Genomic DNA, 24,986 nt, shown 5'->3' on the forward strand with positions numbered 1-24,986 from the left:
GTGCCGGGGAATCGTTGTCGCTGTGCACCACGGCGCGAGCGCCGGGTGCGAAAGTCTTTTTCGGGGTCGCCATGGCGTTCCTCCCTGGCATAAGAAAGCCCGCGTGGCGGGCTGGTTTCAGTGTTTGTGGTTAGGCGTATTGCCGGCGGTATCGATGATCGCCCCGCCGCCGTGGATATCCCCCGTCACCTGCAATGCGCCATTGATCTGCACCGGGCCATTCAAGGTCAGGCTGCCAGAGGTGAGCGTGATGGCGTCGGGAGTGGCCACCAGCGTGCTGCCGCCGACCTTGAGGGTGAGGCTGCCGCGTGGCAGCTCGACGCTGTAACTGCTGGCCTGCCAGTCGTAGGTCAGCGAACCGCCATCGTCGAAGCGCCAGACCTCGACATGCTCGCGGTTGTCCGGCGGATTGCCGGCGTTGCCGTAAAGACCGGCGACGAAGGTGCCCTGGGCCGGCTCGCCGCTGGGACTGAGCAGCATGCCCTGCTCGTTCAGACTCGGCGCGCGCCAGTGTCGTGCCTTGCCGGCGGCCTGGCTGTGCCAACGCACCCAGGCGCTGGTCCAGCCGGCACCATCGGACACCCGCACCCGCGCCGCGGCCAGGTCCACGGCAACCACCCGGCAGGGAATCAGCAAGCCGGCGATCATGCGGTCGTGCATCGCACTGGCATAGCTCATGCGAAATCCTCCGCAGACTTGTAGTCACTTTCGTGCCCGGGGCCGGTATCGGGATCGAAGGACAACAGCAGCGATCCCGGTGGCTGGTTCGGCCATGGCCATTGCGCCTCGCCCAGATGCAGGACCTGCTCCCACTGCACCACCCAGGTGGTCGGTGCCGTGCTCGACGGTAACGCCTGGACGCTGCGGGCCTCTTCGACGAAGTCGATGTTCCAGTACTGCTTGCGCAGCAGCACCATCAGTTGCGCCGCCAGGCTGACGGCTTCCAGCACCGCCTGGGGGCGAGTGCCGTCGGTGCTGATCCGTGCCTCGAACGTGGCGATGACACGGGAGTGTCCATCGCCCGGATCGGTACCGGGCTTCAACCCGACGATGCCGTAGAACAGCGCCGGCAGCGCCGTTTCCTGTTGCACGGCGGCATAGCTGCCAACCGTTGCGAGCTGCGCCAGCGCCGTTTCCAGGGTCGCGCTGATGGCCAGATGCAATCCATTGAGGTCGCTCATGATCTCTCCTTGCTATCGCTGCCCAGGCCCAGGCGCTTGATCGCCCAGCGCTCGTACAGCCCCATGGTGATATCCGCACCGCCCACGGCGGTCAGGCAGCCCAGGGCACTGGCCGCCCATATCGAAAGGCCGCTGGCGTACAGCAGCATCATGGTGGATACGCCGCAGACCATGCAGGCCCCCGAGCGCAGTGCCAATCGTCTCAACAAGGCCGCACCCCGGGCGCCCGCCTTGTCCGCTCGCCACATCTCGCCGGAAACCCCACCCAGCAGCGCCAGGACGATCACCAGCCAGATCGGCATTTCCAGCAACGTCTGTTGCTCGCTTGTCACGGTCCTGCCTCCTTTGTACTTCCCGCACAGCGACGGGCCGAACGGGGAATGGGACCGAGTGATCACTCGGCATTCCAAAAAGCCCGGGGCAGGCCCTGGGCTTTTCAGTAATGCGTCGTTGAAACGCCCGCCACGACTGGTGCACTGGACGTCTCCGCTTCAAATTGTTCCTCCGACCGCGGCCACCTGCCCGCCGGATAACTGCTCTTGGTGCTTTACGCTGCACACCCGGGTCAGTTGCCAACCCTCTGAACAGTCGAGGCCTGTTCATCGCTGCCTTTCTCGCCGCCGGTGTCTGACCGGCTTGGAACGAACTCTATGCATCAATGCATATGCAGTCAATGCATTTTTGAAAATATTTGCACAAATGTATTTGCTGAAATGCATTAAGCCCTCGCCCGCTCTGGCTCTGGGCAGTTTTCGACAGGCGAAAAAAAACCCGCCGAAGCGGGTTTTCCATGAGAAGGATGGGCTCAGCGAGCGTACATGCCCCACCAGAACACATGGCCGAGAATGACAATCTGCTCGTCCTGCATCTGCTGGAAGCTGTAGTCCTCGTCGGGGTGTTCATCGCGGTTGAAGCTGCGCAGACGGATGCCGACCGGCAGGCGATAGAGCTGTTTCACCCGCAGCTGGCCGTTGTGATTGATGGCATAGAGATCGCCATCGATGATGTCGCCAATGGAACACTTGCCCGTGTTGACGCCCACCGTGGCACCGTCACGCAACACCGGCAACATGCTGTTGCCGCGCACCGTCACGCACTTCGCCTGGTCGAACTGCACACCGTTGTGACGCAGGCTGCGCTTGCCGAAACGCAGGCGGGCGCGCTCGCTTTCCTCGATGACGAATCTTCCTGATCCTGCTGCCAACTCGACCTCACGGAGAAAAGGAACGGAGACCTCGTCGTCCTCGACGGGGGTTTCGTCGTCCCACAGGCTGATGTCGCGCAACTCGTCATGACCGGGCACACGCTCGGCTTCGCGGCTGTCGCCCAGGTCGACACGGCCACGCAACTGATCGGTACTCACACCGAAGTACTCGGCGATCTTCGACACATGCTTGTCCGAAGGATCGGCGATCTTCTCGCTGAGAATCCGCGACAGGGTGGATTGGGGCACGCCGGTACGGCGGTGCAACTCCGTGGGAGAAAGACCGTGACGTTCCAGCAGTGATTTGAGGACGGTAGCTACATTGCGCTTTTGCATGACGTGCATACTGCCCCCGCCTCGACGGAAATGCAATTGCAAAAACGCATCGAGCATGACAACGCCCATGAATTGCAACGAACGAAGGCTGTTTACCCCGCGCCGCGCTCAGCGCACCGGAATAAATCCCTGTACTATTAGCGGTTTCATACCTTTTAAAGACACCTGCTGTAAGGCCTTGAATGTCTGATCTTTCCGCACACACTCCGATGATGCTGGAGTAGTAACGAAAAAAAGCGCTCAAGCCCCCATATACAAAGGGGTTGGGCGCTTTTGTTGTGTCTGGTCTCCAGGCGTCCAAATGGCATAGAGGGGCATAGAATTGCGCTCGGTTTGCCCCATGTTTGCCCCACAGAAGAGCCAACTAATCGACCGCTTTTTCCCCAAGTCCGCGATGTAGGTTTGGACGTCAGCGAACAACCTTTCAGCCTCTTGGATCATCATCTCCCGCCGCACTCCCCAGCCCGGAGAGGCATGAGCGCCAGCCGGCCGAAGCGCCTCCTGCCCTACCGGTCGTTAACGCTAACCGCGTAATATACTCCTAACGTGGTGTTTCAGCGCTACTTCTGAAGCACCACACTAGTCCCTACGAGAGTATTTGTGTAACATCCTGAGAAAGCTTAAGCAACACACTCCTCTACAACTACTTATGAAAAGGCTTTGACAGATGGTTGTAAATTTCTGGAAGCATGGAAGCCCGGCATTGACCAAAAAAATTACAACATCAATGCCCACGACTATTTATTTAATCTCCTATGCAATAACCACATTGCTAGCTGCCACAATTTACTTACTCCCAGGCGGCGCCGAATATATTACAAACCGGGGTACTGCATTGGCAGGAAAAGCATTTCAAATGATAGGATCCCCCACCTATCTGATGCTGCTTTATCTTCCAGTAATTATTGTCCCATTGGTTGCTTGGCTGACAGTAAGACTGCTGAAAAAACCTGCAAAAACATTGCAGAATTTCGCGTCCAGCGACCTGCAGATAGTGACACCGGTACTCTGGGTAGTCGCGGTGATCAGCATCATCTATTGCACCCTGACACTGCATGGCGCCGGAGCCCTAGACACCGGCGTGCTATCTGGTGGCGACTATATTTCAAAAACGACCCGCAGGCTTAATCTCCTGGAGAACCTGGGTTTCACATTCTTTGCATTTGCCTATGGCATCAACCTGATCGTCCCCATTCTGGCCTTTATCGCCTATGTCATGCAGGGCGGAAAAATCAGCGACCTGATACTGTTCATCGTGTCTTTTGTTTTCTTTCTATTCACCATCACGGCTACTTATTCCAAAGCGCAAATTCTCATCTATCTGGTCATGATGGGCACCGCCTTCGTCCTGACCCGGGCAAAGTTCAAGTATGTGGCAATAGTCAGTGCAGTATCGGTGTCGGCATTCATTCTGACTGGCTATGCAATGACCGCCCCTATATCGACCGCCGACACGACGCAGGAAAGCACTGCGCAAGTACCAGAAACCATAGAGACTGAAGTAACCACCACCCCTACCGCTGCTCTTACCACAGGTGGCTCTTCTGCTGTTAATGCAGCCAACCAAACAAACTCGAGTGCACAGCAGCCAGCGACTCACCCGCACAACGCTCACATCAAGGACACGCCTACCAAACCCGCGACCTCGAAAGATCCGCAGACCGGAGAAAATCAAACCCATCCGGCTCAAACAAACGACCAAGAAGTTGCGACAATATTACCTACCCCCCCGGCCAATCTGGCAATTTTGCCAGTGCCACAGATCGAAGCCCAGGTTCCGGTCAGCGAACCCAAAGCCGAACAGTCATCGGTGAAGCTGGACGGCGGCCTTATCATGTCCTACATAAAACGGCTTTCTGGCGATGCGCTGCATCGCATGGCAGCAGCCATGCCGTTCTACATCGCGATGTTCGAAAACGAGTCAGAGCGCTGCGGCATCCAGGGCAACCTTGTCCGCAAAGTGCTCGCCATGCCGGAAGCCAAATGCGTGTTGCCAATCAAGGTATTCAACGCGATGTATCCTGAAGTGAACTGGGCACAAGGCCAACAACCAGCGCCTGCGACACTTTCGGCTTATGGCGAACTCGGCCTACCGTGGTCGATTTGCGTGATGGCCCTGTGCGGTATATTCCTTGGCATCCTCGGAACCATCGGCGGCCTAAGCTCCAGTCCGCTGTTCATCGGGTTCACAGTAGCCGCCTGCTCGTTCGCCTACTATCTGACCCAGGTTTCCATCATTGCCAGCTTCACCTACCCACACGGTATCTTCGCCTTCATGATTCCGATAGCAGCACTTGTAGCTGCAGCACTAATAAGGACAAAGGTCATGCCGCAAAAAATCAAGGCGTAAAAGCGATGCCAGTCGGTCAAACTGACTGGCATTGTTTTTTTAAACTACTGAAAAACTGTGCCGCAACTTACCTTTCTGCGCTCAAGCGAGAATGCGCCCCATAGGGGCGCACACTTAACCATGACATTAGAGAACAATTATCTGAACAAATCAGAAAGCCCTAACTCATCAAGAGACTCGCGTTTGCTCTTCGAAATATCCATAATAATCGACTTTACAAATTTTGCACTCAAATGGTTCCAATCAAGCATAAACGGCACACCCTCACTACTGGATGGGCACTTATCCTTCTCATACCCGCACACAAGATCAACTATATCCACCAGCGTATACTCAGGATAAACGCCTGAAGATGTGGACTCGTAATCTTTCAGCTTAGAACTCGGATACGAGGCTTTCTCAAGACACGCCCCGGCCCCACGAAATGTAGAAAACATTTCACCCATACAAGTACCAGACTCGATACTATCAAACTGGTAATAATTCCCGAACAGATAGAGTCTCGCCCCTGAACGCTCTTGCAAATACCGAAGCAACTCGAAGCGAAACATGTTCGAGTGATATTCAAACGGCCGGAAAGAAACAAAGAGTATCTTACTAATCGATTTCAGCAACTCATCATCATTAGCAACCCGCTCAAGATTCTCACAGCCTTTTATATACTTGGCTTCTTTTGGAGCAGCTGCGACACGACCACCATTGAAAGTCACGTCACATTCAAGGTAAGTAGCAGAAATAACTCGATACTTCGAGTGATCTATATTCTCATTAATCCCGATTGACCAATTGAACTCATAAGAGTCCCCAATCACGAGAATTGTATCTTTCGGACTGGAGGCACTCCGATACACATCACTAGACTGAGAGTCCACGGTATACTTATACCACAGGTTAGCTTCATCATTTTGTGCCTCTAAGCTATAAAACTTATTAGCCCTACTTGGAAAGCCCTCTGTACTACTACCGAGATATCCAACGCAACCAAGCACCAACACACCCGCGACTGCGCTGCCCATGACATAATAAGATTTCTGAGCCTTCGCCCTCCGGGCAGGATTTTCGACAAACCTAAATGTCACCATCGACAACACAAAAGTCAACGCAACCATCACCACCACGATACTTAGATCGAGGTCATGAGAAAACCTAATCTTTGCAAACGCCAATATTGGCTGATGCCAAAGATAAGCACTGTAACTCAACAACCCAACCCACAGCATGGGACGCAGAGTTAGCAACCGATAAACAATCGTTCCCGGCATTGAAAACTGAATAATTAAGGCCGCACCAACAACTGCCGGCAAGGCATACAACTCAGAGAGTGCGGTCGTACTACCATATAAAAACATTGGGATAACAATCAGGGTGAGCCCGACCAGGCTAGCAATATTCCCAAACTTACGATTGGTCGCTCTAAAATTTAGCAGCGCCACCATGGCACCAATCAAAATTTCCCACGCTCTTGCAGGCAGCAAGTAGAAGGCTCCCACAGGATCGCGACTTACAAACCAAACAGAAAAAGCAGCGCTCGCAACCAGTAACAGAGCCATTGTAGGAACAATAACTTTCCTCCCTGCCTTCCACAAAAGCATAACCAGCAAAGGAAAGAATATGTAGTACTGCTCCTCTACTGCCAGGCTCCATGTATGCAACAACGGCTTGAGTTCCGCCGCGGTATCAAAGTACCCACTCTGGAGCCAGAATAAAACATTAGACCCAAACAAAATAGTAGAAATAATACTTTGCGAAAAGTAGTCCATCTCTTTCGGCGGTAAAAAAAACCAAGCAGCTATAGAGGTTGCCGCCATCACAACTAAAAGAACAGGCAAAATCCTCTTAGCGCGACGACTATAGAAAGAAGAGAGCTTAAACACACCGGACTTCTTCTCCGCCACTATAATAGATGTTATCAAATAACCGCTAATTACAAAAAATACATCCACTCCAACATAGCCGCCACTAAACACACTTAGTCCAGCATGGAATAGAATGACCGGCAGCACAGCTAAAGCGCGAAGCCCATCTATATCCGGTCTATATTTGGTATGTGACGACTGTGAAACCTCTAACACAGTAGGCTTTTCGACTAAAGACGTCATTGTCTGAGCAGCTCCGGACTTGGATCCAATAAAAAATAGTCGAGCATTATACGCAAAAAAATACGACTGTAAAGCCCCCGCAAACAGGGCCGCTTTAATTTGATCAATTAAAACTCATCTCAAAACAGACTATAAATAACCAGACCTCCTACCTATAATAAATCGCAAGAGCAGAAGAGAACGAATAAGAACTCGCCCCAGTCTTAAGCAGCATAACTTCCCACCGAAATCTAAAACCACCATACAAACAACGTATATCGATGCTCATCAATACGCCATAGATCTATTAAAAAGCGCCACCCCGGTTGAGAACAGCGCCTTTCCTACATAAAAATAAGTAAGTTACTTTTTGGAGAGCAATTCAGCAGGGCAACTCCAATTCTGATTTTTCCCTTCAGAATTTTCCCCTGCTAATTTCGAACACCCCTCAAAAGGCGCGGCTTTACCTGCCGCTGTTTCCACATACGCCAAGAGCTTTGGACCGATATTAATCTGATCCTGACAAACCTTCGCCTCTTCAACATAGGCTATTAGAGCAACCTCTGGTGATTTACTCGCAGCCACCGCTGACCAATAAGCCTGAGCCTTTTCTCCTGCTCCACGGCAATGGGAGAGCGGGGCAAAGGCTTTGATCAAGGTATCACCTTCAGTTTTTAGATCTAGCATTTTTTTATGCTGATCTTGCAGCGCCACACCAACTAGCCGAGTTTTCATATCTCTTACCTCGCCGACATACGCGAGAGTCTTATTGAGATAGACCAAGGCTTGATCTCGACCTGCCGCATACTGCTCAATATCTTTTTTATTATCACCAATTACTTTATATTCAGATTCCTGACACCCCACCAGTCCCGAAATAGCCACAAATAAACTCAGCGCAATAATCGAAGTCCTTTGAATCATACTCACCTTCATAGCTTTTTGGTTTTGAATTTGCAATGTTTTCAGGGCTCTACGTTCCCGTGTTGCTTCCTATATCATACAAAGATTGAGATACACAAGGAAGGTGATACTTGAGTTTTCGTTTCCATCCGACACGCTTATCGCTCATAGGCAGTTGCTTATGGAAATAGCTTACCATAGAGCTGCTAGGCCAGAGACTCCCTATAGACGCTTGCTGATGTACTTCGACCCGAGCGGTAAAATGCGCATCAATGCCATCGACCCTCAAACCGCCCTATTCAAGCAGGATGAAATTACATCGTACATCGGCGCCCCAAGGGACACCGAACGGCCTACCGCTAGATATCCTCGAAGCGGTCAGCCATAGAATGACAGAGCGCTACCGTGCAATCCCTCGCACGTAAGCCTGGCAAGCGCGCAAGGCAATCAATCCCTGATCACCGTCGCCGGTAATTCCGATAATTCTTTGAGCATGCGCTGGGTCAAGTTGGACTCGCGCGGTTCCATGAACCACGCCGCCGGCGCGGGCGCCGGCTGGCAACCCACCGTCACCACCTGCTGCGAGGTTGGCGAGGAGGACTGACAGCCGTAGATCAGAAGTAGCCAGCCGGTCACGCAGACGGGCTTGAGTCTGTTGAGCATCGATAAGCTCCTGGTAGTGGGTCTGGTCGACGGCCTGCAGGCGCTGCTCCAGCGCCAGCCGCTGTTGTCGTTCGTCCTGCAACTGCGTCGTGGCGATCTCGGCCAGTCGCTGGCGCTCGCGGGCATACGCTTCTTCACGCAGCGCTACCTGGCGGTCGTGACGCCATTCCTGCACCTGCCAGGTCAGCGCGCAGGTCGCCAGCACCAGCAGCGCCAGGGCGGCGATCCGCAGGCGGCTCAACACAGCACCTCGCGCGCCCGGGCCCAGAGTTTCAGCCGGTCTTCGAGACCATTCAGGCCGCCATTGATATGTCGGGTGATGCGATTGAACTCGCCGCGATCGGCCAGTTGGTTAAGCCCCCGAGAATGCCAGAACCAGGCTGCCGATTCCGTGGCCCACTGCGGCTCCTCGAGCATCTGCGGGCGCGCCAGCAGGCGCTCGTCCTCGAACAGCGCCATGCTGCAGGCGCGGTAGTTGTTGCGCCCGGTGATCTGGATCAGGCCGCGACCGCAATAGCGCTGGCCATCACCGTCGGCCTCCGGAGTATTGCCCAGGCGCACCGCGAGGTTGCCGGTGTCATAGCGCGCGAGGTACTGCTCAGAACCCAGCTCCTTCACATAGCGCAACTGCCCCGATTCGTGACCGATCTGGGCGAGGAAGGCCGCCACGCGCCGCGGCGTGTCGATCGACCAGTGAGCCATGGCGGAATTCAGGGCAGGAACAAAAACGCCGGCGTTTTTGCCGGCGTTGGGGAGAATGCGCAGCAGTTGCTGCTCTGTGATCGACATTTAAAGCGTCCTCAGTATGCAAAGAAAAGCCCCGACAGTGCGGGGCTTTATTGAAGTTGATCTGCAATCCAGACCGGCGGCGCCGGACGATGCTCAATGCCGGGGAAAAACTCGGACTGTGGCCAGTCGCGGAGCAACTGCATATACCCCAGTACATCGGAATATTGATCGGCGGTCAGCGTGGTTTGACGCGCAAGTTCTACTTCGTCTCGATGACGATCTCGTAGCTCAGCCATTTGCAACAGCGCACGATCACGCCACGCTCGCTCGACAACCCTTACCAACTCTGGATCCGCGACAGGCTCGATCAGCGCCGGCATCCCGCCTTCGTCGACCGAGATAACCATGCCATTGCGCTCACCCTCCAGCAGCTCAGCCTTGCGCTGAGCCGTGACCGGAACCGCATCGTCTGGAATTGCTGAATGCACACCATCGTCAAAAAAACTTTTGCTTGCCGCGTGATAGAAAACCGCCATGTGTGCCCCTTAGTTACCGATAGAAATCCAGAAGATGTCGCCGGCCGAACCGGTGTAGTTGTTCTGTAGACGAAGCGTCGATTTCGAGAGAAGCGCAGCGCCGGGCGCGTAAGCTGCGCGCGTCCCCATCGTAGAAAACGACATCGACGCCAACGCGCCGAACCCTTGGTTCGGGTATGCCAAAGAAAGCGTTACGTCTCGGGTCGGCCCAACAGATGAAACAGAGTCGGTGGCTTGCGGGATTCCCGTTTCGAGCCCCCAATTGATGATCCATCCGCCGCACCATGTCGGAAATGCGAAGTGCCCACGGCTCCCGAATGACGACGAAACGCCGAACCGCAGCTTTCGCGGCGTAACCACTTTACTGTCGTCGGCACCTGAATTGGTTTCTGCCTGAGACGCGAGCTGCACGACGCCGAATGCCGCTTCCGTTGCACCCTGCCAGAGATTGCCGAGTTTCACGGACAGCGTTTTCGACGTGACCGCTTTCTCGGTGTCCCAGCCTTCGTTCACTTCCGTTTGAGACGCCAGCTTGATGACACCGAAGGCCGCCGCCGTTGCACCCTGCCAGAGATTGCCGAGTTTCACGGACAGCGTTTTCGACGTGACCGCCTTCTCTGTATCCCAGCCTTCGTTCACTTCCGTTTGAGACGCCAGCTTGATGACACCGAAGGCCGCCGCCGTTGCACCCTGCCAGAGATTCCCGAGCTTCACGGACAGCGTTTTCGACGTGACCGCCTTCTCGGTGTCCCAGCCTTCGTTCACTTCCGTTTGAGACGCCAGCTTGATGACACCGAAGGCCGCCGCCGTTGCACCCTGCCAGAGATTGCCGAGCTTCACGGAAAGCGTTTTCGACGTGACCGCTTTCTCGGTGTCCCAGCCCTCGTTCACTTCCGTTTGAGACGCGAGCTTGATGACACCAAAGGCCGCTTCCGTGGCGCCTTTCCAGATCGCGCTAATGTGCTTACTCACAGCAACGACCAGAGTCGCGGGTGTAACAACCTTCCTCGTATCTTCACCGCCTTCGACTTCATGCGGTGTTGCAATCTTGACGACCCCGGCGTCCAGCTCTGTAGCGCCTTTCCACAACCGGCCAAATGCGACAGCCTGTGTTTTCGGTGTAACAAGCTTACCGGTCTCGGAGCCATCATTGACTTCGTCCTGGGATGCAATGCGATCTCGGATCGCCTTACTGTTTAGCTCACCAATGGCAGAAAGTAGCTGGTTCAAATTCTGCTCATCCGGAACATAACCAGCCGCCCTGATGACGTTGAGCAATTCAGTCGTCACTGAGTTGCCCCATGCAGCCGGGATCAACGACCCCGGCTGTCCAGTTGTAACGTTTTCATCAACGAAACGTCCGTCCACCAGGCCGACGCCCGGCGTGCTTTTCGGGAAATCCATCTACGTGTTCTCGCTGTATTTGATGTATTCAACGGCATGTGCCGGCGCGCTTTGCCGGACCGCACATTCAAGAGCGGTGATCGGATCTTTTCCGAAGCGATCCCCCCAGTAACTTGCACCGAACCGCCGCCCGACTCGGCGCCGCGGACCCGATTCAAGTGTCCACATGAACTGTGCAGACCAGGTGCCGAAGCGGGCAGCACCGAATCGACTACGCCCAAAGCGTGGGGAGCGGTGCTCGATAATCCTGGCCTCTGGGTAACCCAGGCTGAATGCCAAGTCGATAAAGTAGGCGCGGGATTGCCCACCGACCGCGACAAGCCGCCGACGAACCGCCAACTGTCGATCGTCGAAGCCTGGGGACGGACCAAGGCATGGATCAGGAAGCCCCATTACACGCTCCCACCCGGGCACAAGTTCACGCACGGTTTCTGGATTCGACTCAGACAAGAGATCGAAAGCCCGTGCGTCTTCGCGCGCCAACTCTTGGGCCCCAGCCCTCAGCAGCTCATCAACTTCTGGATGGAATTCCCGGTCCCAGGCCGGGCCAGGGGGCAATAAGGCGCGTAAGTGGGAGTAGTAGTCTTCAGCCGTTCTCACGACCATAGAACCCCTCCATAAGTCAGCAACTGATTGGCTGTCGCCGGCACATCGCCGATCGGGCTCAGGACCTTGTGGTCACGCTCCCCCGCCGCACCGCTGATAGCCTCACCGATGTGGGTCTCAAGAAGCGTTGCACCAAGCTCCGACTCCCTGTTGTGCATGTCGATCAACGCACCCTCTACAGCCCGCCGCACCGCACTGCTGTCCGGTGTGACCTTGAGCTGGTACTGCACAGGCTTTTCTACCGGAGGCAGGACATACAGTTCAGCGGTCACCGGCCTTTCGTTCTCGATGTACTCGGTCACGACCGCGCAGGCCTCCGGGCTCGGGATCGGATCGATGTCACCATCTCGGACGAAGAACACGCCCACAGTGCCAGGGCCCATGTAGTGCCGAACCAACCACGCCCGCGTGACACCTGGCACCTCCATCGCCCAGGTGACGTAATCGGACTTGCTGCCGCCATGGGCGATCACGCGGTACGAGCGAATCACTCGGGCTCGTAGCGACTCGATGCTTTCCTGCTCCGTACCACCCTGTATGCCCGACTCGGCGACGGTGAATACGTCGTTCACGCCGAGCACGGGCGACACGAGACGCAGCGTTGTACCCGCAGGTGTGTTGCCCAGCAGCCCGACCTCCATCGCCTCCAGCTTCGCGTTACCCTGCGCGGCAGTGAGCTTGACCGATGCTGTCACACGAAAGCGCACGCCATCGTCTCGCTGCAGTAGCGTACCGGCGTCTAGCAGCGCGGACACGGCGCCAGTGAATGTCGCAGCCCCTGTCCCGGCCACGGCTTCCAGGCGATCACGCTTGAGCCGGGCCCGGGCCATGCGACGGAGCGTCTCTTCGTCTGCAGTATCCGGCAGGATCTGGTCTGCGATGTAGGACTGATGGCCGTAGCGGCCAGCGCTGCTCGCACCAAGGACGCGCGCGAGCACTTCTGAATCGGAGCGCAGCAGTGCAGTGGAACCCGCCAGGTCGCTTCTTGCCCGCGCGATCAGCGCCGGCAATGTAGGTATTTCAAACGGCATTGATCACCTGCCAGAGATTGTCGAATTTCACATCGATCGCGGTGCCGTTCTTCATCGACAGCACCACAGCCAGGTCCAGACGGTTGACGCCCCGAACAGGCGTTACCGCAACGGCGGCGACCCGCCCGTCCTCGATCATCCATGCCAATGCTTCGCGGGCGAACGCGACCGCGTCACGCTCGGTTTCAGCAGTCAACGTACGGCGCCGCAACTGCCAAAGACGCGACCCTATCTTGTCGTTCGCCACGGTCGGAAAGCTGTCCCCCCACCACCCCCAGCGCTGTTGGTCGTCGAGGTTGTCTCCAGGCTCAGCCCGCCGCCAGGTCAGCAGGCTGATAACCGCCGCGCGCTGCCACGCCCGTACTCCTGGGTCGTCACTGAGAGAAATCATTTCAATCCTCCGGCACCGGCTTTTTGTCCGATCCCTCATGTACGTGCCTGGAAGTGCTGACGCCGGCCGCTACCACGTCCCCAGCAGCCTCGATCCGGCCGGTAGTACGGATAACCGGGGTGTCGAAATCGACGGCCACCCCCGCCTTGACCTCCAGTTGCAGGGTCTCGATTGCGATCGTTCGATTGCGCTTCAGGTGGATGAAGTCCTTTTCATCTGTGTAGATCGCCACCTCGCCACCTTCCAAGCCCTGCAACCGGTAGCGCCTGTCCGCAACGCAGACGGTGATAGCGTGGGAGCGGTCGCCATTGACGAACAGCGTCACCCCCTCCGCACCGGGATGCGGGTTCGACGTGATGCCGTAAGGTTCGAAGTGCTCAACGTTGTCTTTCAGTTCGCCAGCCGTCAGGCGCATTTGCACGCTCTGCATCTTGCTCGCGGCATTGACCAGGGCGAGCACGCCACGCACGATGAAGTTTCGGTGTGCCGTCATGATTCAGGCTTCCAGTCAGCAGGAATGAGGTATTCGAAGTTGTCCGCCTTCCCGCCTTTTTTGAGCTTGCGGGCCTTGTGCGGATCTTTAGGCTCGGGGTCGAATGCATCAGGCGGGGCGACAGTGATGTTGGCCACCGTGCCGCTTTCGTCGAGCACATACTCGATTTCACTGATCAGCATGTCGCGATCGATACCAACAAGCGGGTCGACTACCCGCACGATCATGTTCGCAAGCCATAGTGCGCCGTTCGACTGCCTCCAGCCCTGCACCTTGTAGTTCAGAGTCAGGGCCTTCCCCATGCGGTTCCCGCGCTCCCAGTTCGCGCGGGCCTGGGCCAGATCAGGGGTCATCTGCCCGCTTTCGTGGATCAGCAGGACACGCTTGCGCGCCGCCCGCGGATCACTCACCGATGCCTCAACTTCAGAAGCAGCGGTGCCGAAGTCGTTATTCGAGCCCGAACGCTGGCCCGTTACGCGGTACTCGGAGAACACACCAGAGAAGTCCAGTTGCGCGCCGCCTGTCAGAATGTTCTGCCCCAACTCCAGACGATCAACCGCACGCCCCGCGCTACCCGGTCGAACAATCACAAGGCGACCTCGTGAGTCGTCGGTCGACAGCAAACGCGAAAGCGTCAGCAAGCGGTCGATCGACTCGAACACTGTTTCCCCGGGCTCAATGCTGTGGTCGGAAAGGTTCGTTGTTTCGTGCACCTGGCTCACGACCTTTACCCCATAGGGCTCGGCCAGTGCCTCGACGATGCGCTGCACGCTCTGCCCCTGCCACTGCCCCGGGGTATTGATCGCTGAGCAATCAACAAGGTCAGATGTCAGCGACCGACCGGCAACTGAGCGATTCACCGACCGGGAGTCGTAGTTGACCGGCGTGCCGTAGATCCAACCGGTCAGCACCAGGTCGCCACCGATCCGCACCTGGCACTGATCGCCCTGCCGGACAGGAATTTCCACCGCTTGTCCCGGCCACCGCCAGGTCACGTCAAGTTTGAAATCACGGCTTTGTCGTTCAATCCCGGCACTGATGCTGACTTTCTTCCAGCCGGCATAATCCAGGCCGTTCACGGTCAACGTGACGGCATTCATTGAATCCATTGGTTACTCCTGGGCGACTGTTAACGCACCGATCGGCAAGAAACCGGGGTGATTCACCTTGTTACGGGTGACGATCTCTGCTGCGCGGGTAGCGTCGCCAAAGCATTGATAAGCCAGCACCACCGCCGGCACGCTTTCCGTTGTTGTGACTTGCGTCAGTCGAACTCCAGTGCGTGCAACTGCGGTCAAATGCGCCTTGACCGCTCGACGCACCGTTTCCATGACTTCGAAGTGCTGCCGGTCAACGTGCTGGGCCGCCTCCCACAGCACTGCATCCAGCGCGTCGCGCAGGGCCACCACCTCATCAACAGACGGAACGTTAGAACGCTGTATCGGTTCGGCGGCCTGCTGTTCCAAAGACGGACAGCCAGGCAACGCAATCGGCGTCGGCGCAACTGGCATGGCCGCCGCCGTCCGAACCGCAAGCACGATCAGGGCATCACGCCCAAGTTCACGGGCGGCCTGAACAACGGCCGCCGTGGCAAGACCGCCGGACACGTTGCCGGCCTGCCGTGCTGCCGCCAGCTCAGTGGCAAGCGCCTGGGCCGCCTCGACCTGCGCGACAATTTCACGCGCGGCCGCGACATAGGTCGTGAAGGTGGGCCCGTCCGGGCCCAAAGCCGCAACAGTGCGAGCGAAGTCCGGGTCAACATCCAGCTCGCTCGCAGAAGCCGCAGCGCCCGCCCCCCCCGCGTCGCTGGACGAATTTGCGGATGCTCCCCAGCGATAGCCGGATGACCGCGACCCGCCTGCCAGATCGGCGAATTGTGCGCGAATCATCGCCGAGAAGTTTCCCGGGAAATTGATCAGCATGTCAGCCAGCGCCTCAACCGAGCGCACCAGCCCCACGATCTTCCCGAACTCCTGATACAGCGACTGCTGCAGACCAGCGATACCGTTTTGCAGAGCGACAACAGCGAGACGCGCGCGGTTAACAACAGCCATCGCGGTCTTGTAGCGCTTGATCGCCGACTCCAACATGCTTTCCGACGATTCTTCGAGTTGCCGCGAGGAATTCGGTACGCCCACCGGAAAGCCCTTTTCTCCGTCCTCATAGAACATCAGGTCGAAGCGCACCACTCCACCCTCGCGTCGCTCGTGAGTCACCTCGCACGAGCCGGCAGTGACCATCATCCGCCCAAACCACGGATGTATCAGCTCACCTGGGCCGGGCTGGTCCAGTGCGTGCAAGAGGTCATCGCGCTTGACGAAGCAGTCGTCGCCGATCACGAAGGCCGAGAACTTGGGCGTTCGGGTCACACGCCCCATGTCTTCCACCAGAGGCTTGTCCCGCTGTGGGTATTCATGGAGCTGTGTGCGCCTCCCGACCGGCATGCTGTCGCTGTCAACATGAAATGGCACACCACGAAACGACGCAGCATGCAGATCATCACGCCAAGTCTTCATGCTCACCCCCCACTCAACGAGCGATATCCAACCTGTGGCGTAACCGTCAGACCTGGCTGGTTTGTTTCCGGCTGGTCTACACGCATCCCCGCCGGGGCACCTTCAAAGCGAATCAACATCGAGCCCTCCAGCTTGGTTTTGTTCGCTGCAGCCTGCTCAACCAGCGAGCCCCTGTATGCCGGCAGGCTGCTCGGTGCGGCGGCCTGCTGCACCAGTGAAGGCGCGACCGCAACCGGCGCGCGCGGTGCCACAAGGGGATCTTTCGCAAGATCTCGTGGAGCTTGCGACACTTTCGGCAAAGCGACCGCCGGCGGGGCTGCTGGTACCTGCACACTCAGTCCAGGCACCGACGGCGCCACAGGTGCAGGCACGTTCGAGACCAGCGACAGTGCAGGTGGCCCCGCCGGCGGCCGGCTGGCTGGCGTCGTCATTGGCAGAGGCGCCGGCGGAACCAGAGATAACGGCGCGGAAGGAGCCCGCAACAAGCTGGCAGTGGTCGTAGCCTCCGGTAGAACTTGCGGCATCGGAACCATGGGCTTGACCAACGCACCGGGGACCGGCTGGCCCTCGACATTTCGCGCTTTCTGGTCCTCGGTCCAGGCCCTCACCTTGTCCGTCGCCGACTTGATAACGCCGTCTCCGCCAGACTCGTAGCCAAGGAATTTCATCATCGGCTCAATGATCGGTCGGAGCTTGTCCCAGAGGCCCTTGAAGTACGCCGTGATCGGTTCCCAGTGCTTCAAGATCTGGCCAAGCGGCGACCATTCAAACGCAGACTTGAGGAATTCAAAGAACGGTACAGACAGCGCTTTGATCAACTCCCACAGCGCGCCGAAGAACTCCGTCAACGGCCCCCAGTTGGCGACGATCTGGCCGAGGGGCGTCCAGTCGAATGCAGTTTTTAGCCAGCCCCAAACCCGCATGGCCGGTGCCTCCACCATGGCCCACACACGCTGGAAGTATGGAGCGACGGTCGACCAGTTGGCGATCAGTACGCCAGCAGTAATCGCGATACCACGAACGATCATGCCAATGGGGCTCATGCTTGCAACGCCGTTCATCAGAGCCAGCGCTGCCGTGGCCCCCGCTGTCGCTAGGCGCAACACGGTGAAGCCCACAGCAGCCCCGAGCACGCCCTTGACTAGCCACGGGTGAGCAGCGGCGAGACTGGTCACCGTGGTGACGATCGGGCCGATCGTCGCCATAAAGTCATTAAGCGGCGGCAGCAGCATCGAACCCACCGTGATGCCCAGGCGGATGACGCGGTTCTGCAGTAGTTGCATCGAATTCTGCGTCGTCGCCGCCCGCGCCGCATACTCAGCGTTCATCGATCCGGCGTACTGGGTGGCATCACCCACCGACTTGAAGTTCTTCTGCAACGTACCAAGGCTTGTCAACAGCGGCGCAATGGCCCCCACCGACTCCTTGCCGAACAACTGTGTCAACACTGCTGCCTGCTTGGCTTTATCGACTTTTGCCAGCGTCTGAAGAATCTTGTTGATCGTTCCTTCGCTGTCGGTCTGCATGCCCTTTGCAATTTCGTTTGTATCCAGGCGCAACGCCTTGAATGCGTCTTTCTGCGACTTCGTTGCCGAGGTCCCGGCGGTCAGGGTCAGCATGAAGTTCTTGATGCCCGTGGCAGCAACATCCTGGGCGATACCGACACCAGCCAGGGTCGAGCCCATCGCCGCCAACTGGCCCGCGTTGACGCCGGCGACTTCACCCAGTGGGCCGATCGCGGTGATGATCGCCGAGATTTGTGCTGTGCTGGCCGCGCCAGTGTTACCGAGATAGTTGATCTGGTCGGCCAGCCCGACCACCTCGGCCTGATTCATCTTGAACGCCGTTCGCCACTTGGCCATCATCGAACCCGACTCGGCCGCCGTGGTATCGAACGCGACGCCCATCTTTACAGCGTCCTCGGCGAAGCGGTTCAGTTCCTCCCGGGCGATGCCGGACTGGCCACCGGCCGCAACGATCTGCGCGATGCCCTCTGCAGCCATCGGCAAGCGCTCAGACATGCTCAGCACGTCGTCGCTCATAGCCTTGAACTGCACCGGGGTTTCGAAGTTAACCACCTTCTTCACGTCCGCCATCGCGCTTTCAAAGCCCATCGCGGCTTTCACGCCCATGACGAAAGGGGCCGCAATGGCCCCACCCTGCAGGGCTTCACCGAAGGTGATTTTCCCCAGTCCGGAATTGTTCAACTGCTTGCGCAGGATTGCCGCGTTCTTTCGTACCCCCTGCAGCACCGGCGACAGCTTGTCCACACCGGTGATCAGGGCCTTGAGCTGGAAACGGTCAGCCACGTCACGCTCCCTTTGTCAGGTCGTTGATCCGCCAGGCGTTCTCTTCACTCTCGAACAGCTCGTCGAGCGGCAGGTTCTGCATCTCACCTGGGCTGGTCTTCCAGAACCAGGCGAGGTCATACGTCAACTCTACGATTCCTCCGATTCCCCCGAATCGGCAGGCAGGAAAAAACCGATGATGATCCAGGCCAACTTGTTCAGATCCGGCAGAGCCAGTTGGTTGACCGAGGTAGGTGGAATTTTGGCGCACACAGCGATGTACTTGGCGGATGCCTCGACTTCCGCCACGGGGTAACCGTCGCCGGCGATGGTGTACGGCAGCACCTTGATGGCGCGGCACTCCTGCACCGTGGGGCGGCGCAACTCCAGCTCGGTGACTTCCTCTCCATGGGCTTGAATCGGGGCGCTCAGCTTATGGGTTACAGTGCTCATTACTGCCAGTCTCCAGCAATGCCTTCGAATTTGAGCGAGACCTTTGCGTCATCGCCGGTCACTTTTGTTTCGTCCACGAGAAACGCGCCAGACAGCACGTAGACCGAACCATCGGCAAACTCGGCGGTGACGGTCATGTTGGTCCCTGCCGCCAGCTTTGCGCGGGGGAAGTTGGGGGTTTTCACGGCATCGACGCTGACGTAAGGGATCAGGTCTTCTTCCTTGTAAAACCCGGGTACGATGCTTTCGCGCTTCACGTCCATCAGCGGCGCTTCCACGCCGCCAGTGATAGTGAGCTGGTCGCCATCGACCTTGATGTAACAGGTACCCGCGACTTTCTGACCCATGGGGGCCTCCCATAAAAAAGCCCGCGCAAGGCGGGCCGAGGTAGATGAACTGCGTTACGCCGCGCCGGCGTACTGCAGGCGGAACTGGTAGAGCAGCGCGAACACGCGCAGTTGGTTGACCAGGTCCGGCGGGAACAGGACGTTGAGGCGGTTCGGGTTGTTCGGGTCTCGTTCCACGATCAGGTTCTGCTTGAACAGCTCTGTGTTCTCAACGATGCCGTCGCGCTCCAGGGCGCCATATGCCGCCACCAGCTCGCCACGGATCACCTTGGGCGTGACGATCGCCTGACCCGCCCCGAAGCGCGTACCGTCGTTCGCGAGCTTGTGCCGGGCGTACTTGCTGGTGATGATCGAGCGCAGGTAGCGGATCACATGCGCCGACTGGTGCAGCGTCTCGCTGTCGATGTACGAATCATCCGCCTGGCCGAAGGCGTTACGCTGGTAGGTCGTAACCGCGCGCTCGATGCGGTAGCTGCCGCCGTTGTAACAGGCGGTCGCCACGCCGTTGGTGAGCAGCGACTGCCGTTCGTTCAGCAGGAAGCGATCGCTGGCCTCGGCCGGACTGATCCCTACCAGCACGCCGGTCTGTGTCGGCCGTGCCGGATCTGCGCTGATGAATACCGCCGTTCGGGCCATCCAGGCCGCTGCCAGCTCCCAAGCAGACTGAGGCACGCCGGCTTCGAAACCGTGCACGCTGACGTGCGGGTCGTTGCGCAGTCGCCCGGCGGCGACCAGCTGGCCGAGCGTCCCGCGCCGGGCGGAATAGACGTGACCGTAGATCTGCTTGGCCCACGACCATCGGCCGGCGCTGTCGTCCATGGTGTCCTTCCAGGCGTCGAGCGTTGTCGGATCGGTCCAGGGCTGGGCGATGAACTCGAACTCCTCATCACCGAGCGCCGCCAGTGCCGCAGCCATGTCCGGAGTGCCCGCGCCGGCAGTCATTGGAGCGACGGCCGCCGTCAGGCCGGCCGGGGTAGCCTCGCCATTGACCCGGCCCAAGCGGTTGAGCTGCAACTGAATGTCGTTCCCCAGCTCGCCCTTGAACTTGGCCTTGAGGGTGACGACGCCCTCGGCCGCCGTGGCGGTCACCGGCAGCGTCACGGCGGTGTTTACCGCTGCAGCCAGACCGGCAGCCACGGCAGAAGCATCGGCGCCGGCGGCGACTGCCGTCTGCACCCGCGTGCCCGCGACGTAGAGATTAAGCAGCCCCGCTGCCGAGGCCGTGCCGGTTACGGTAACGGTGCCCGAAGCGACAACGCCGGTACTGACCTTGAGGGGCAGGCACCACACCTCGCCGGCTACGTCGATCGCGCGCACGCGAGCATGCATCGCGGCGAGCATCGAGCCGTCACCGGCGATGGTACGGGCCTGGCTGGTCTGCGACACCAGCGTCAGGCGCCCGACCTCGGGACCGATCACGTCATCGTTGACCTGGCCAACCAGCAAGCGGCGCAGAGTTGAAGTGCCGCTGTTCGCCATCGAGTTGTCAACTTCGGCGTAGAACAGCGGTACACGGATATCACTGGGGATACTGCTGAAACTCATGCTCATGCCTTGCCCCTCCGCTCAGGCTTCGGTGCAGGATCGTCCGGGGCGTCAGCGGCGGGATCCGGAGCGGTTCTCACCGCGTCACCATCGTTGATGCGGCGCTGCCAATAGGCATTGAGGGGCACAGCGGCGCCCTCAGCGGGCAGCAGCTCGCCGCCCTTCTCCGGCATCGGGCACGCACGTCCCGGGGCCGGCCACAGGTGAACAGTGGTCACTGGGGTAAGTCCTCTTTGGTTTGGAATTCGACGCGCCCGTCAGGGCCGGTCGGGGAAACGTTCTTGTCCACCAGGGGATCGATGAAGTCGTAGCGGGTGTCGATCCCCTCCAGCGCTGGCAAACCGGCCAAGACCATTTCCTGCCAGGTCTGCGGCTTGCCCTCACCATCCCACTCAAGCCGGCCCAGCTGGAAGTCGGCATAGAAGCGGTAGCGGTAGACCATGCGGCCGCGCTCAAGCAGCAGCAGTTGGCCACCGTCATACAGCAGCGGGCCCGATTCATCGTCAGGCTCGAAGCCGACAAGGGCCCGCCACAGCTGCGCACGAACGCCGTGCAGCACATCAACGACAGACTGGCCCCGCTCGTCATCGGTGGGCAGCACGACGCAGACGTCTATCGCGTCGCGCACGTCCTGGGTGATCACGTTCTGCGCCTGGGGCTCGTCGGCCGAGTCGCCGACACCGATCACATAGGCCGCCGGGGGCTTCATCTTGGCGCTGTCTTGGGTGGGGTCCCACTCCAGCCCGCCGGCCACACGTCCTTCGAAGCCGAGCGCATAGGCGCGCAGCTGCTCAATCACAGGTGTGATTTTCATAGTAGGTGCTCAGTTGAGCAGCGCGGCGGCAAAGGCCTGCTGCAGGATGCGCTGCACCTCGGCACGACTGTCGGTCAGCGCGTCGGTCATGTAGTTATCGCGCGGAGTGATACGCCAGCCGTTTTGCCGCCGGGCATTCAGCAGCTCTTGCCGCTTGCCCCGCGCCCGACGCTTCATGCCAGGTCCACGGCCTCGCACCTTCGAGCCCATGCGTACGCCGTAATGCAGGTAAGCCGGGTAGAACTCCTTCATGCTGCTGGTCTTTGTCGGGGAGACCCGCACAAGAAAGCCAGCGCGCGACACCTTGAAGCCGATGGAATCAGTGGTCGCGCCGGTGCGATTGACCGGGTAGCCATCCTGGCCCCCACCGAGCGCCAGGTTCATCTGCGCGCGCCCGGTGACCAGTTGCCCAACCTTGCGCATCCCTCCGCGGATTTTGCGTTTGTCGAAGGCCTCCCGATCGAACTTGTCGAAGCCCTCGAAATGCAAGTAGCCGTCAATCGAAACTGAGTTGGCCATGACCCCCTCCAGCAATGTCCGGACCCAGCTCCTCGACTTCGATCACAGACCAGACCTGCCGCCCAGCCAGCTCACTCGGTCGCTTAACCCGGTACACCCTGCCCCGCCCGACGAACTCGACGTCCGCTTGCAGGTCAGGAATGAACCGACAATACAAACGATGCGTAACACCGGTCTTGGTCTGCTGGGCATTTGCGTAAGTCGCAGTGCCCAGCGGCTCGACCTTCACCCACCGCATGCAGATATGCCGGAACTCCGCCGACAAGCCAGGACCAGCAGTCTTATCGGCACGCTCGCGCACTTCCATCCTGTGAATCAGCTCGCCTGACGCCGGCTCGCGAATTCCTCCCATAGCTCTCGACGCCATGACTAGAACCTCGGCGGAATAGTGATATCGGCAAGCAGGTGATCGACGAAGCTGCTCGGGATCTCGGCCAAGGACTGGCCTACGACCAACTGACCGCGATGGGTGAACGCCGTTTCAGCAGCCATCAGCAACCAACTCAGCACCCCGGGGTGGGCTTCCAGATCTACGCAGGCTCGGTAGCGAATCCTCAGCCTGCCAGCCGGTCGGCCTGCCGGGAACTCCAGGTAGCTTTCCTTGCCACCAAGTATCAGCTCCACTGGGCCCGAAAACGGCACCGGCGAACCGGCATCGCCCAAGATGTGGATGGACTCGATGGTGACCACCTGGCCGACATCCAGCGAATGCCCCGACGGATAGCCCGCCGGCCAATCTTCCTCATAGATCGCTTCACGGATCGCCGCCCCCGTTTTCGATTCTCCCTGGGCAGTCACGCCCGGGATGATGATGTGGTCGATCAGCTCAGTCTGAAGATCTTCCGGCTCAGCGTTGCACTGAAAAGCGACCTGTTCCAACGTCAGCACGGGCGCCCCCGTGTATGCGATACGGCGAGCCATGATCAGGGCTTGCCTTCGTCGTCTGGATCAGTCGTGGTCAGATCCGGACTCGACGCCAGCTCCGCCGATGGGCCGGGCTGGGGGTCTTTTTCTACCTGGTTCGACTTCGCCTTGGCGGCTGGCTTACCGCCTTTCTTGGCGTCGTACACCTCTGCACGGCCACCGGCGATCAACGACTGAGCAGCTTCCTCGGAGAAACCCGCGACCTCACCAGCGCTGTAACCCCGCCAGGAGCCAGTGAACTTAACGATTACTTTTTCCATGAATCTCACCTTCCCGTTACGGCCCCGTAGAAACGGGACCTAGGTTTACATGCCAACGCCCCAGTCAAGGTCAACCGCGACCACAACGCTTTCAACGTGGCGCGGACCGAAGTCATGCTTGGCGATCACACGAACCAGGGTCTGATTGCGCTGGAATGCGCTGACCATGTTCCCCTCGGCGTCTTTGTACGAGGCTTCGCTACTGAAACCGATGCTCAAGTCCATGTCCTCACCGATCATGCAGTCTGCGAAGTTGACGAAGTAGAGCTCCGTCTTATCACCGCCAGCACCGAGATTGACTGGGATCTGGTTGCTGAGACCAACCGGGTAGCCTTTGAGCATACCCGCCTCGATTTCCGGGTATGCCTTGTTGCCGTTGCCGTCACGCAACGATTGCAGCCAACGCAGCACGCGAGGGGCCATCAGCCAGCCGCACGACTTCATCTGCACATTCGCCGTCTCCAGGCGCAGCATCATGCGGCCCAGGAACAGATCGATCTTTTCCAGGGTGAGACCAGCGGCAGCCGGGGCCGGCAGCACGTTGAACGCCGGGGCCCAGTGGCGCAGGCCCTTGGGCAACACGCCAGAACCATCGGCCCGGATGAAGTGCAGGTCTTCGGAAAGCCCCATGCTGACGGTCAGGTCGTTCGCCACAATCGCATCAACACGCTGGTTCACGCCGCTCATCGCCAACAGGTCGTTCGAGATCGGTACGATGGCTGCGGCAGTCTTCGCCGACAGCTTGGTGTCGGCGAAGCTCATGCCAGTGACGGGGATATCAGTGTCGCTGCCGATGTAGCTAACGACCGTGTTGCCTGTGATTCGCGGCATGGTGAGGTTGCCGTTGTTCAGCGGCAGGCTGGTGACGCCCATCTTTCGGACGATGGAGACAGGCCGCAGCGATTCGATGATGTCGGTCGCGAAGTTCTGCGGCACCAGCACCCCGCCCGCGCCTGGAGTGACAACACTCAGGGCCATATGGACATCGGACGGGTAACCGCCGTCTTTCGCCAGTTGCGCCGCCATCTGCTGGTTACCTTGCGCGGCAGCCAGCAGTCGGGCCATCTGCGCCATCCCGGTACCCGGCTTGGCCTTTTCGCTGAATGGGCCGGAAATGCTGCCAGCAGGCGGCCCGGTCACACCCCGCGCCGACTCGTTGACGGGCACCGCACTGGCCGCCGCGAGCTGCTCTGCAGTTTCAGCGCGCTTGATCTTGGCGCTGAGATCATTGATTTGAGTTTCCAGGCTGGTGAACTGTTGCAACTGCTCGGCAGTCAAGCTGCCGCCGTCGGCCTCGATCTTTGCCAGGACCTGCACCTGAGCGACCAGACCGGCGCGCTCGTTACGCATCTGAAGTACAAGGGACATGCTGCCTCCAAGGCATAAAAAAACCCGCACGGAGCGGGTCAGGATTC

Annotated in this window: 29 protein-coding genes; 1 reads left to right on the plus strand and 28 read right to left on the minus strand. The window is 58.7% G+C overall.

The annotated features are described in order from the left end of the window. Nucleotides 1-117 precede the first annotated feature (117 nt). The 4 genes from RTI28_RS13050 to RTI28_RS13065 all read right to left on the minus strand — a co-directional run bounded on the left by RTI28_RS13050 (nucleotide 118) and on the right by RTI28_RS13065 (nucleotide 2,721). Nucleotides 118-678 (minus strand): phage baseplate assembly protein V, encoded by a 561-nt coding sequence (locus RTI28_RS13050; RefSeq protein WP_316920831.1) that lies wholly within the window; start codon nucleotides 676-678, stop codon nucleotides 118-120. Further along, nucleotides 675-1,181 (minus strand): hypothetical protein, encoded by a 507-nt coding sequence (locus RTI28_RS13055; protein WP_316920832.1) that lies wholly within the window; start codon nucleotides 1,179-1,181, stop codon nucleotides 675-677. Before RTI28_RS13055 ends, RTI28_RS13050 begins: the two co-directional genes overlap by 4 nt. Next, the gene (locus tag RTI28_RS13060; protein WP_042121892.1) at nucleotides 1,178-1,513 is read right to left on the minus strand and encodes a phage holin family protein; all 336 of its coding nucleotides are present in this window, start codon (nucleotides 1,511-1,513) and stop codon (nucleotides 1,178-1,180) included. The genes RTI28_RS13055 and RTI28_RS13060 overlap by 4 nt, the downstream gene beginning before the upstream one ends. A 473-nt stretch (nucleotides 1,514-1,986) precedes the next feature. Further along, nucleotides 1,987-2,721 carry a helix-turn-helix transcriptional regulator gene (locus RTI28_RS13065; RefSeq protein WP_316920833.1) on the minus strand — a complete coding sequence of 245 codons (735 nt, stop codon included), beginning with the start codon at nucleotides 2,719-2,721 and terminating at the stop codon, nucleotides 1,987-1,989. Between the two features lie 703 nt (nucleotides 2,722-3,424). Here RTI28_RS13065 and RTI28_RS13070 point away from each other — a divergent pair. Further along, the gene (locus RTI28_RS13070) at nucleotides 3,425-5,071 is read left to right on the plus strand and encodes a hypothetical protein (RefSeq protein WP_316920834.1); all 1,647 of its coding nucleotides are present in this window, start codon (nucleotides 3,425-3,427) and stop codon (nucleotides 5,069-5,071) included. Between the two features lie 137 nt (nucleotides 5,072-5,208). On the opposite strand, the gene RTI28_RS13075 is transcribed toward RTI28_RS13070, so the two are convergent. The 24 genes from RTI28_RS13075 to RTI28_RS13185 form a co-directional block, all read right to left on the minus strand. Further along, nucleotides 5,209-7,170 carry an acyltransferase family protein gene (locus tag RTI28_RS13075; protein WP_316920835.1) on the minus strand — a complete coding sequence of 654 codons (1,962 nt, stop codon included), beginning with the start codon at nucleotides 7,168-7,170 and terminating at the stop codon, nucleotides 5,209-5,211. Nucleotides 7,171-7,512: 342 nt separating this feature from the next. Next, entirely contained in the window at nucleotides 7,513-8,079 is a 567-nt protein-coding gene (locus tag RTI28_RS13080) for a hypothetical protein (protein ID WP_316920836.1), read from the minus strand. A gap of 373 nt (nucleotides 8,080-8,452) precedes the next feature. Beyond that, nucleotides 8,453-8,956, minus strand: a complete 504-nt coding sequence (locus tag RTI28_RS13085) for a lysis protein (RefSeq protein ID WP_410478981.1) — start codon at nucleotides 8,954-8,956, stop codon at nucleotides 8,453-8,455. Then, entirely contained in the window at nucleotides 8,953-9,504 is a 552-nt protein-coding gene (locus RTI28_RS13090) for a glycoside hydrolase family 19 protein (RefSeq protein WP_316920838.1), read from the minus strand. The genes RTI28_RS13085 and RTI28_RS13090 overlap by 4 nt, the downstream gene beginning before the upstream one ends. A gap of 47 nt (nucleotides 9,505-9,551) precedes the next feature. After that, nucleotides 9,552-9,980 carry a phage tail assembly chaperone gene (locus RTI28_RS13095; RefSeq protein ID WP_316920839.1) on the minus strand — a complete coding sequence of 143 codons (429 nt, stop codon included), beginning with the start codon at nucleotides 9,978-9,980 and terminating at the stop codon, nucleotides 9,552-9,554. 9 nt (nucleotides 9,981-9,989) lie between these two features. Beyond that, nucleotides 9,990-11,384 carry a hypothetical protein gene (locus RTI28_RS13100; protein WP_316920840.1) on the minus strand — a complete coding sequence of 465 codons (1,395 nt, stop codon included), beginning with the start codon at nucleotides 11,382-11,384 and terminating at the stop codon, nucleotides 9,990-9,992. Then, nucleotides 11,385-11,990 carry a YmfQ family protein gene (locus tag RTI28_RS13105; RefSeq protein WP_316920841.1) on the minus strand — a complete coding sequence of 202 codons (606 nt, stop codon included), beginning with the start codon at nucleotides 11,988-11,990 and terminating at the stop codon, nucleotides 11,385-11,387. It abuts the gene before it with no gap. Then, entirely contained in the window at nucleotides 11,981-13,021 is a 1,041-nt protein-coding gene (locus tag RTI28_RS13110) for a baseplate J/gp47 family protein (protein WP_316920842.1), read from the minus strand. Before RTI28_RS13110 ends, RTI28_RS13105 begins: the two co-directional genes overlap by 10 nt. Next, nucleotides 13,011-13,412 carry a phage GP46 family protein gene (locus tag RTI28_RS13115; RefSeq protein WP_316920843.1) on the minus strand — a complete coding sequence of 134 codons (402 nt, stop codon included), beginning with the start codon at nucleotides 13,410-13,412 and terminating at the stop codon, nucleotides 13,011-13,013. The genes RTI28_RS13110 and RTI28_RS13115 overlap by 11 nt, the downstream gene beginning before the upstream one ends. A gap of 1 nt (nucleotide 13,413) precedes the next feature. Next, nucleotides 13,414-13,905, minus strand: coding sequence for a phage baseplate assembly protein V (locus RTI28_RS13120; RefSeq protein ID WP_316920844.1), 492 nt, complete (start codon nucleotides 13,903-13,905; stop codon nucleotides 13,414-13,416). After that, complete coding sequence (locus tag RTI28_RS13125; RefSeq protein WP_316920845.1) at nucleotides 13,902-15,014, minus strand: phage baseplate assembly protein; 1,113 nt, start codon at nucleotides 15,012-15,014, stop codon at nucleotides 13,902-13,904. The genes RTI28_RS13120 and RTI28_RS13125 overlap by 4 nt, the downstream gene beginning before the upstream one ends. 3 nt (nucleotides 15,015-15,017) lie before the next feature. Next, nucleotides 15,018-16,421, minus strand: a complete 1,404-nt coding sequence (locus RTI28_RS13130; RefSeq protein ID WP_316920846.1) for a DNA circularization protein — start codon at nucleotides 16,419-16,421, stop codon at nucleotides 15,018-15,020. Nucleotides 16,422-16,423: 2 nt separating this feature from the next. Further along, nucleotides 16,424-18,730 carry a phage tail tape measure protein gene (locus RTI28_RS13135; protein ID WP_316920847.1) on the minus strand — a complete coding sequence of 769 codons (2,307 nt, stop codon included), beginning with the start codon at nucleotides 18,728-18,730 and terminating at the stop codon, nucleotides 16,424-16,426. Nucleotide 18,731: 1 nt separating this feature from the next. Further along, a complete protein-coding gene (locus RTI28_RS13140) occupies nucleotides 18,732-18,857 on the minus strand; it encodes a hypothetical protein (protein WP_316920848.1) in 126 nt (41 codons plus the stop codon). A 2-nt stretch (nucleotides 18,858-18,859) separates the two neighbouring features. Further along, a complete protein-coding gene (locus RTI28_RS13145) occupies nucleotides 18,860-19,162 on the minus strand; it encodes a phage tail assembly protein (protein WP_316920849.1) in 303 nt (100 codons plus the stop codon). Then, a complete protein-coding gene (locus RTI28_RS13150; RefSeq protein ID WP_316920850.1) occupies nucleotides 19,162-19,509 on the minus strand; it encodes a phage tail tube protein in 348 nt (115 codons plus the stop codon). The genes RTI28_RS13145 and RTI28_RS13150 overlap by 1 nt, the downstream gene beginning before the upstream one ends. A gap of 54 nt (nucleotides 19,510-19,563) precedes the next feature. Next, nucleotides 19,564-21,060 carry a phage tail sheath subtilisin-like domain-containing protein gene (locus RTI28_RS13155; RefSeq protein ID WP_316920851.1) on the minus strand — a complete coding sequence of 499 codons (1,497 nt, stop codon included), beginning with the start codon at nucleotides 21,058-21,060 and terminating at the stop codon, nucleotides 19,564-19,566. Continuing rightward, entirely contained in the window at nucleotides 21,057-21,272 is a 216-nt protein-coding gene (locus tag RTI28_RS13160; RefSeq protein WP_316920852.1) for a DUF2635 domain-containing protein, read from the minus strand. The genes RTI28_RS13155 and RTI28_RS13160 overlap by 4 nt, the downstream gene beginning before the upstream one ends. After that, the gene (locus RTI28_RS13165) at nucleotides 21,269-21,868 is read right to left on the minus strand and encodes a hypothetical protein (protein ID WP_316920853.1); all 600 of its coding nucleotides are present in this window, start codon (nucleotides 21,866-21,868) and stop codon (nucleotides 21,269-21,271) included. The genes RTI28_RS13160 and RTI28_RS13165 overlap by 4 nt, the downstream gene beginning before the upstream one ends. Before the next feature lie 9 nt (nucleotides 21,869-21,877). Beyond that, nucleotides 21,878-22,387 carry a hypothetical protein gene (locus RTI28_RS13170; protein WP_316920854.1) on the minus strand — a complete coding sequence of 170 codons (510 nt, stop codon included), beginning with the start codon at nucleotides 22,385-22,387 and terminating at the stop codon, nucleotides 21,878-21,880. Continuing rightward, nucleotides 22,365-22,754: a head-tail adaptor protein gene (locus tag RTI28_RS30320; protein WP_410478982.1), complete on the minus strand. Its 390-nt coding sequence runs from the start codon at nucleotides 22,752-22,754 to the stop codon at nucleotides 22,365-22,367. The genes RTI28_RS13170 and RTI28_RS30320 overlap by 23 nt, the downstream gene beginning before the upstream one ends. A 2-nt stretch (nucleotides 22,755-22,756) precedes the next feature. Then, nucleotides 22,757-23,308, minus strand: a complete 552-nt coding sequence (locus tag RTI28_RS13175) for a hypothetical protein (protein WP_316920855.1) — start codon at nucleotides 23,306-23,308, stop codon at nucleotides 22,757-22,759. 2 nt (nucleotides 23,309-23,310) lie between these two features. After that, a complete protein-coding gene (locus RTI28_RS13180; protein WP_316920856.1) occupies nucleotides 23,311-23,571 on the minus strand; it encodes a hypothetical protein in 261 nt (86 codons plus the stop codon). A 45-nt stretch (nucleotides 23,572-23,616) separates the two neighbouring features. Beyond that, on the minus strand, nucleotides 23,617-24,939 hold the full coding sequence (locus RTI28_RS13185) for a phage major capsid protein (RefSeq protein ID WP_316920857.1): 1,323 nt from the start codon (nucleotides 24,937-24,939) through the stop codon (nucleotides 23,617-23,619). Nucleotides 24,940-24,986 lie beyond the last annotated feature (47 nt).

It is taken from the genome of Pseudomonas sp. zfem002 (assembly GCF_032621685.1).
Lineage (GTDB): Bacteria > Pseudomonadota > Gammaproteobacteria > Pseudomonadales > Pseudomonadaceae > Aquipseudomonas > Aquipseudomonas japonica.

Excerpts from the sequence above, each read along its gene's own strand:
- RTI28_RS13095 (WP_316920839.1), bottom strand. The coding sequence starts at position 9,980 with ATGGCGGTTTTCTATCACGCGGCAAGCAAAAGTTTTTTTGACGATGGT.
- RTI28_RS30320 (WP_410478982.1), bottom strand. The coding sequence starts at position 22,754 with ATGGCGTCGAGAGCTATGGGAGGAATTCGCGAGCCGGCGTCAGGCGAG.
- RTI28_RS13075 (WP_316920835.1), bottom strand. The coding sequence starts at position 7,170 with ATGACGTCTTTAGTCGAAAAGCCTACTGTGTTAGAGGTTTCACAGTCG.
- RTI28_RS13155 (WP_316920851.1), bottom strand. The coding sequence starts at position 21,060 with ATGAGCATGAGTTTCAGCAGTATCCCCAGTGATATCCGTGTACCGCTG.
- RTI28_RS13065 (WP_316920833.1), bottom strand. The coding sequence starts at position 2,721 with ATGCAAAAGCGCAATGTAGCTACCGTCCTCAAATCACTGCTGGAACGT.
- RTI28_RS13170 (WP_316920854.1), bottom strand. The coding sequence starts at position 22,387 with ATGGCCAACTCAGTTTCGATTGACGGCTACTTGCATTTCGAGGGCTTC.
- RTI28_RS13180 (WP_316920856.1), bottom strand. The coding sequence starts at position 23,571 with ATGGAAAAAGTAATCGTTAAGTTCACTGGCTCCTGGCGGGGTTACAGC.
- RTI28_RS13165 (WP_316920853.1), bottom strand. The coding sequence starts at position 21,868 with ATGAAAATCACACCTGTGATTGAGCAGCTGCGCGCCTATGCGCTCGGC.
- RTI28_RS13185 (WP_316920857.1), bottom strand. The coding sequence starts at position 24,939 with ATGTCCCTTGTACTTCAGATGCGTAACGAGCGCGCCGGTCTGGTCGCT.
- RTI28_RS13105 (WP_316920841.1), bottom strand. The coding sequence starts at position 11,990 with ATGGTCGTGAGAACGGCTGAAGACTACTACTCCCACTTACGCGCCTTA.
- RTI28_RS13110 (WP_316920842.1), bottom strand. The coding sequence starts at position 13,021 with ATGCCGTTTGAAATACCTACATTGCCGGCGCTGATCGCGCGGGCAAGA.
- RTI28_RS13120 (WP_316920844.1), bottom strand. The coding sequence starts at position 13,905 with ATGACGGCACACCGAAACTTCATCGTGCGTGGCGTGCTCGCCCTGGTC.
- RTI28_RS13150 (WP_316920850.1), bottom strand. The coding sequence starts at position 19,509 with ATGGGTCAGAAAGTCGCGGGTACCTGTTACATCAAGGTCGATGGCGAC.
- RTI28_RS13130 (WP_316920846.1), bottom strand. The coding sequence starts at position 16,421 with ATGAAGACTTGGCGTGATGATCTGCATGCTGCGTCGTTTCGTGGTGTG.
- RTI28_RS13100 (WP_316920840.1), bottom strand. The coding sequence starts at position 11,384 with ATGGATTTCCCGAAAAGCACGCCGGGCGTCGGCCTGGTGGACGGACGT.
- RTI28_RS13115 (WP_316920843.1), bottom strand. The coding sequence starts at position 13,412 with ATGATTTCTCTCAGTGACGACCCAGGAGTACGGGCGTGGCAGCGCGCG.
- RTI28_RS13090 (WP_316920838.1), bottom strand. The coding sequence starts at position 9,504 with ATGTCGATCACAGAGCAGCAACTGCTGCGCATTCTCCCCAACGCCGGC.
- RTI28_RS13050 (WP_316920831.1), bottom strand. The coding sequence starts at position 678 with ATGAGCTATGCCAGTGCGATGCACGACCGCATGATCGCCGGCTTGCTG.
- RTI28_RS13145 (WP_316920849.1), bottom strand. The coding sequence starts at position 19,162 with ATGAGCACTGTAACCCATAAGCTGAGCGCCCCGATTCAAGCCCATGGA.
- RTI28_RS13125 (WP_316920845.1), bottom strand. The coding sequence starts at position 15,014 with ATGGATTCAATGAATGCCGTCACGTTGACCGTGAACGGCCTGGATTAT.
- RTI28_RS13055 (WP_316920832.1), bottom strand. The coding sequence starts at position 1,181 with ATGAGCGACCTCAATGGATTGCATCTGGCCATCAGCGCGACCCTGGAA.
- RTI28_RS13175 (WP_316920855.1), bottom strand. The coding sequence starts at position 23,308 with ATGGCTCGCCGTATCGCATACACGGGGGCGCCCGTGCTGACGTTGGAA.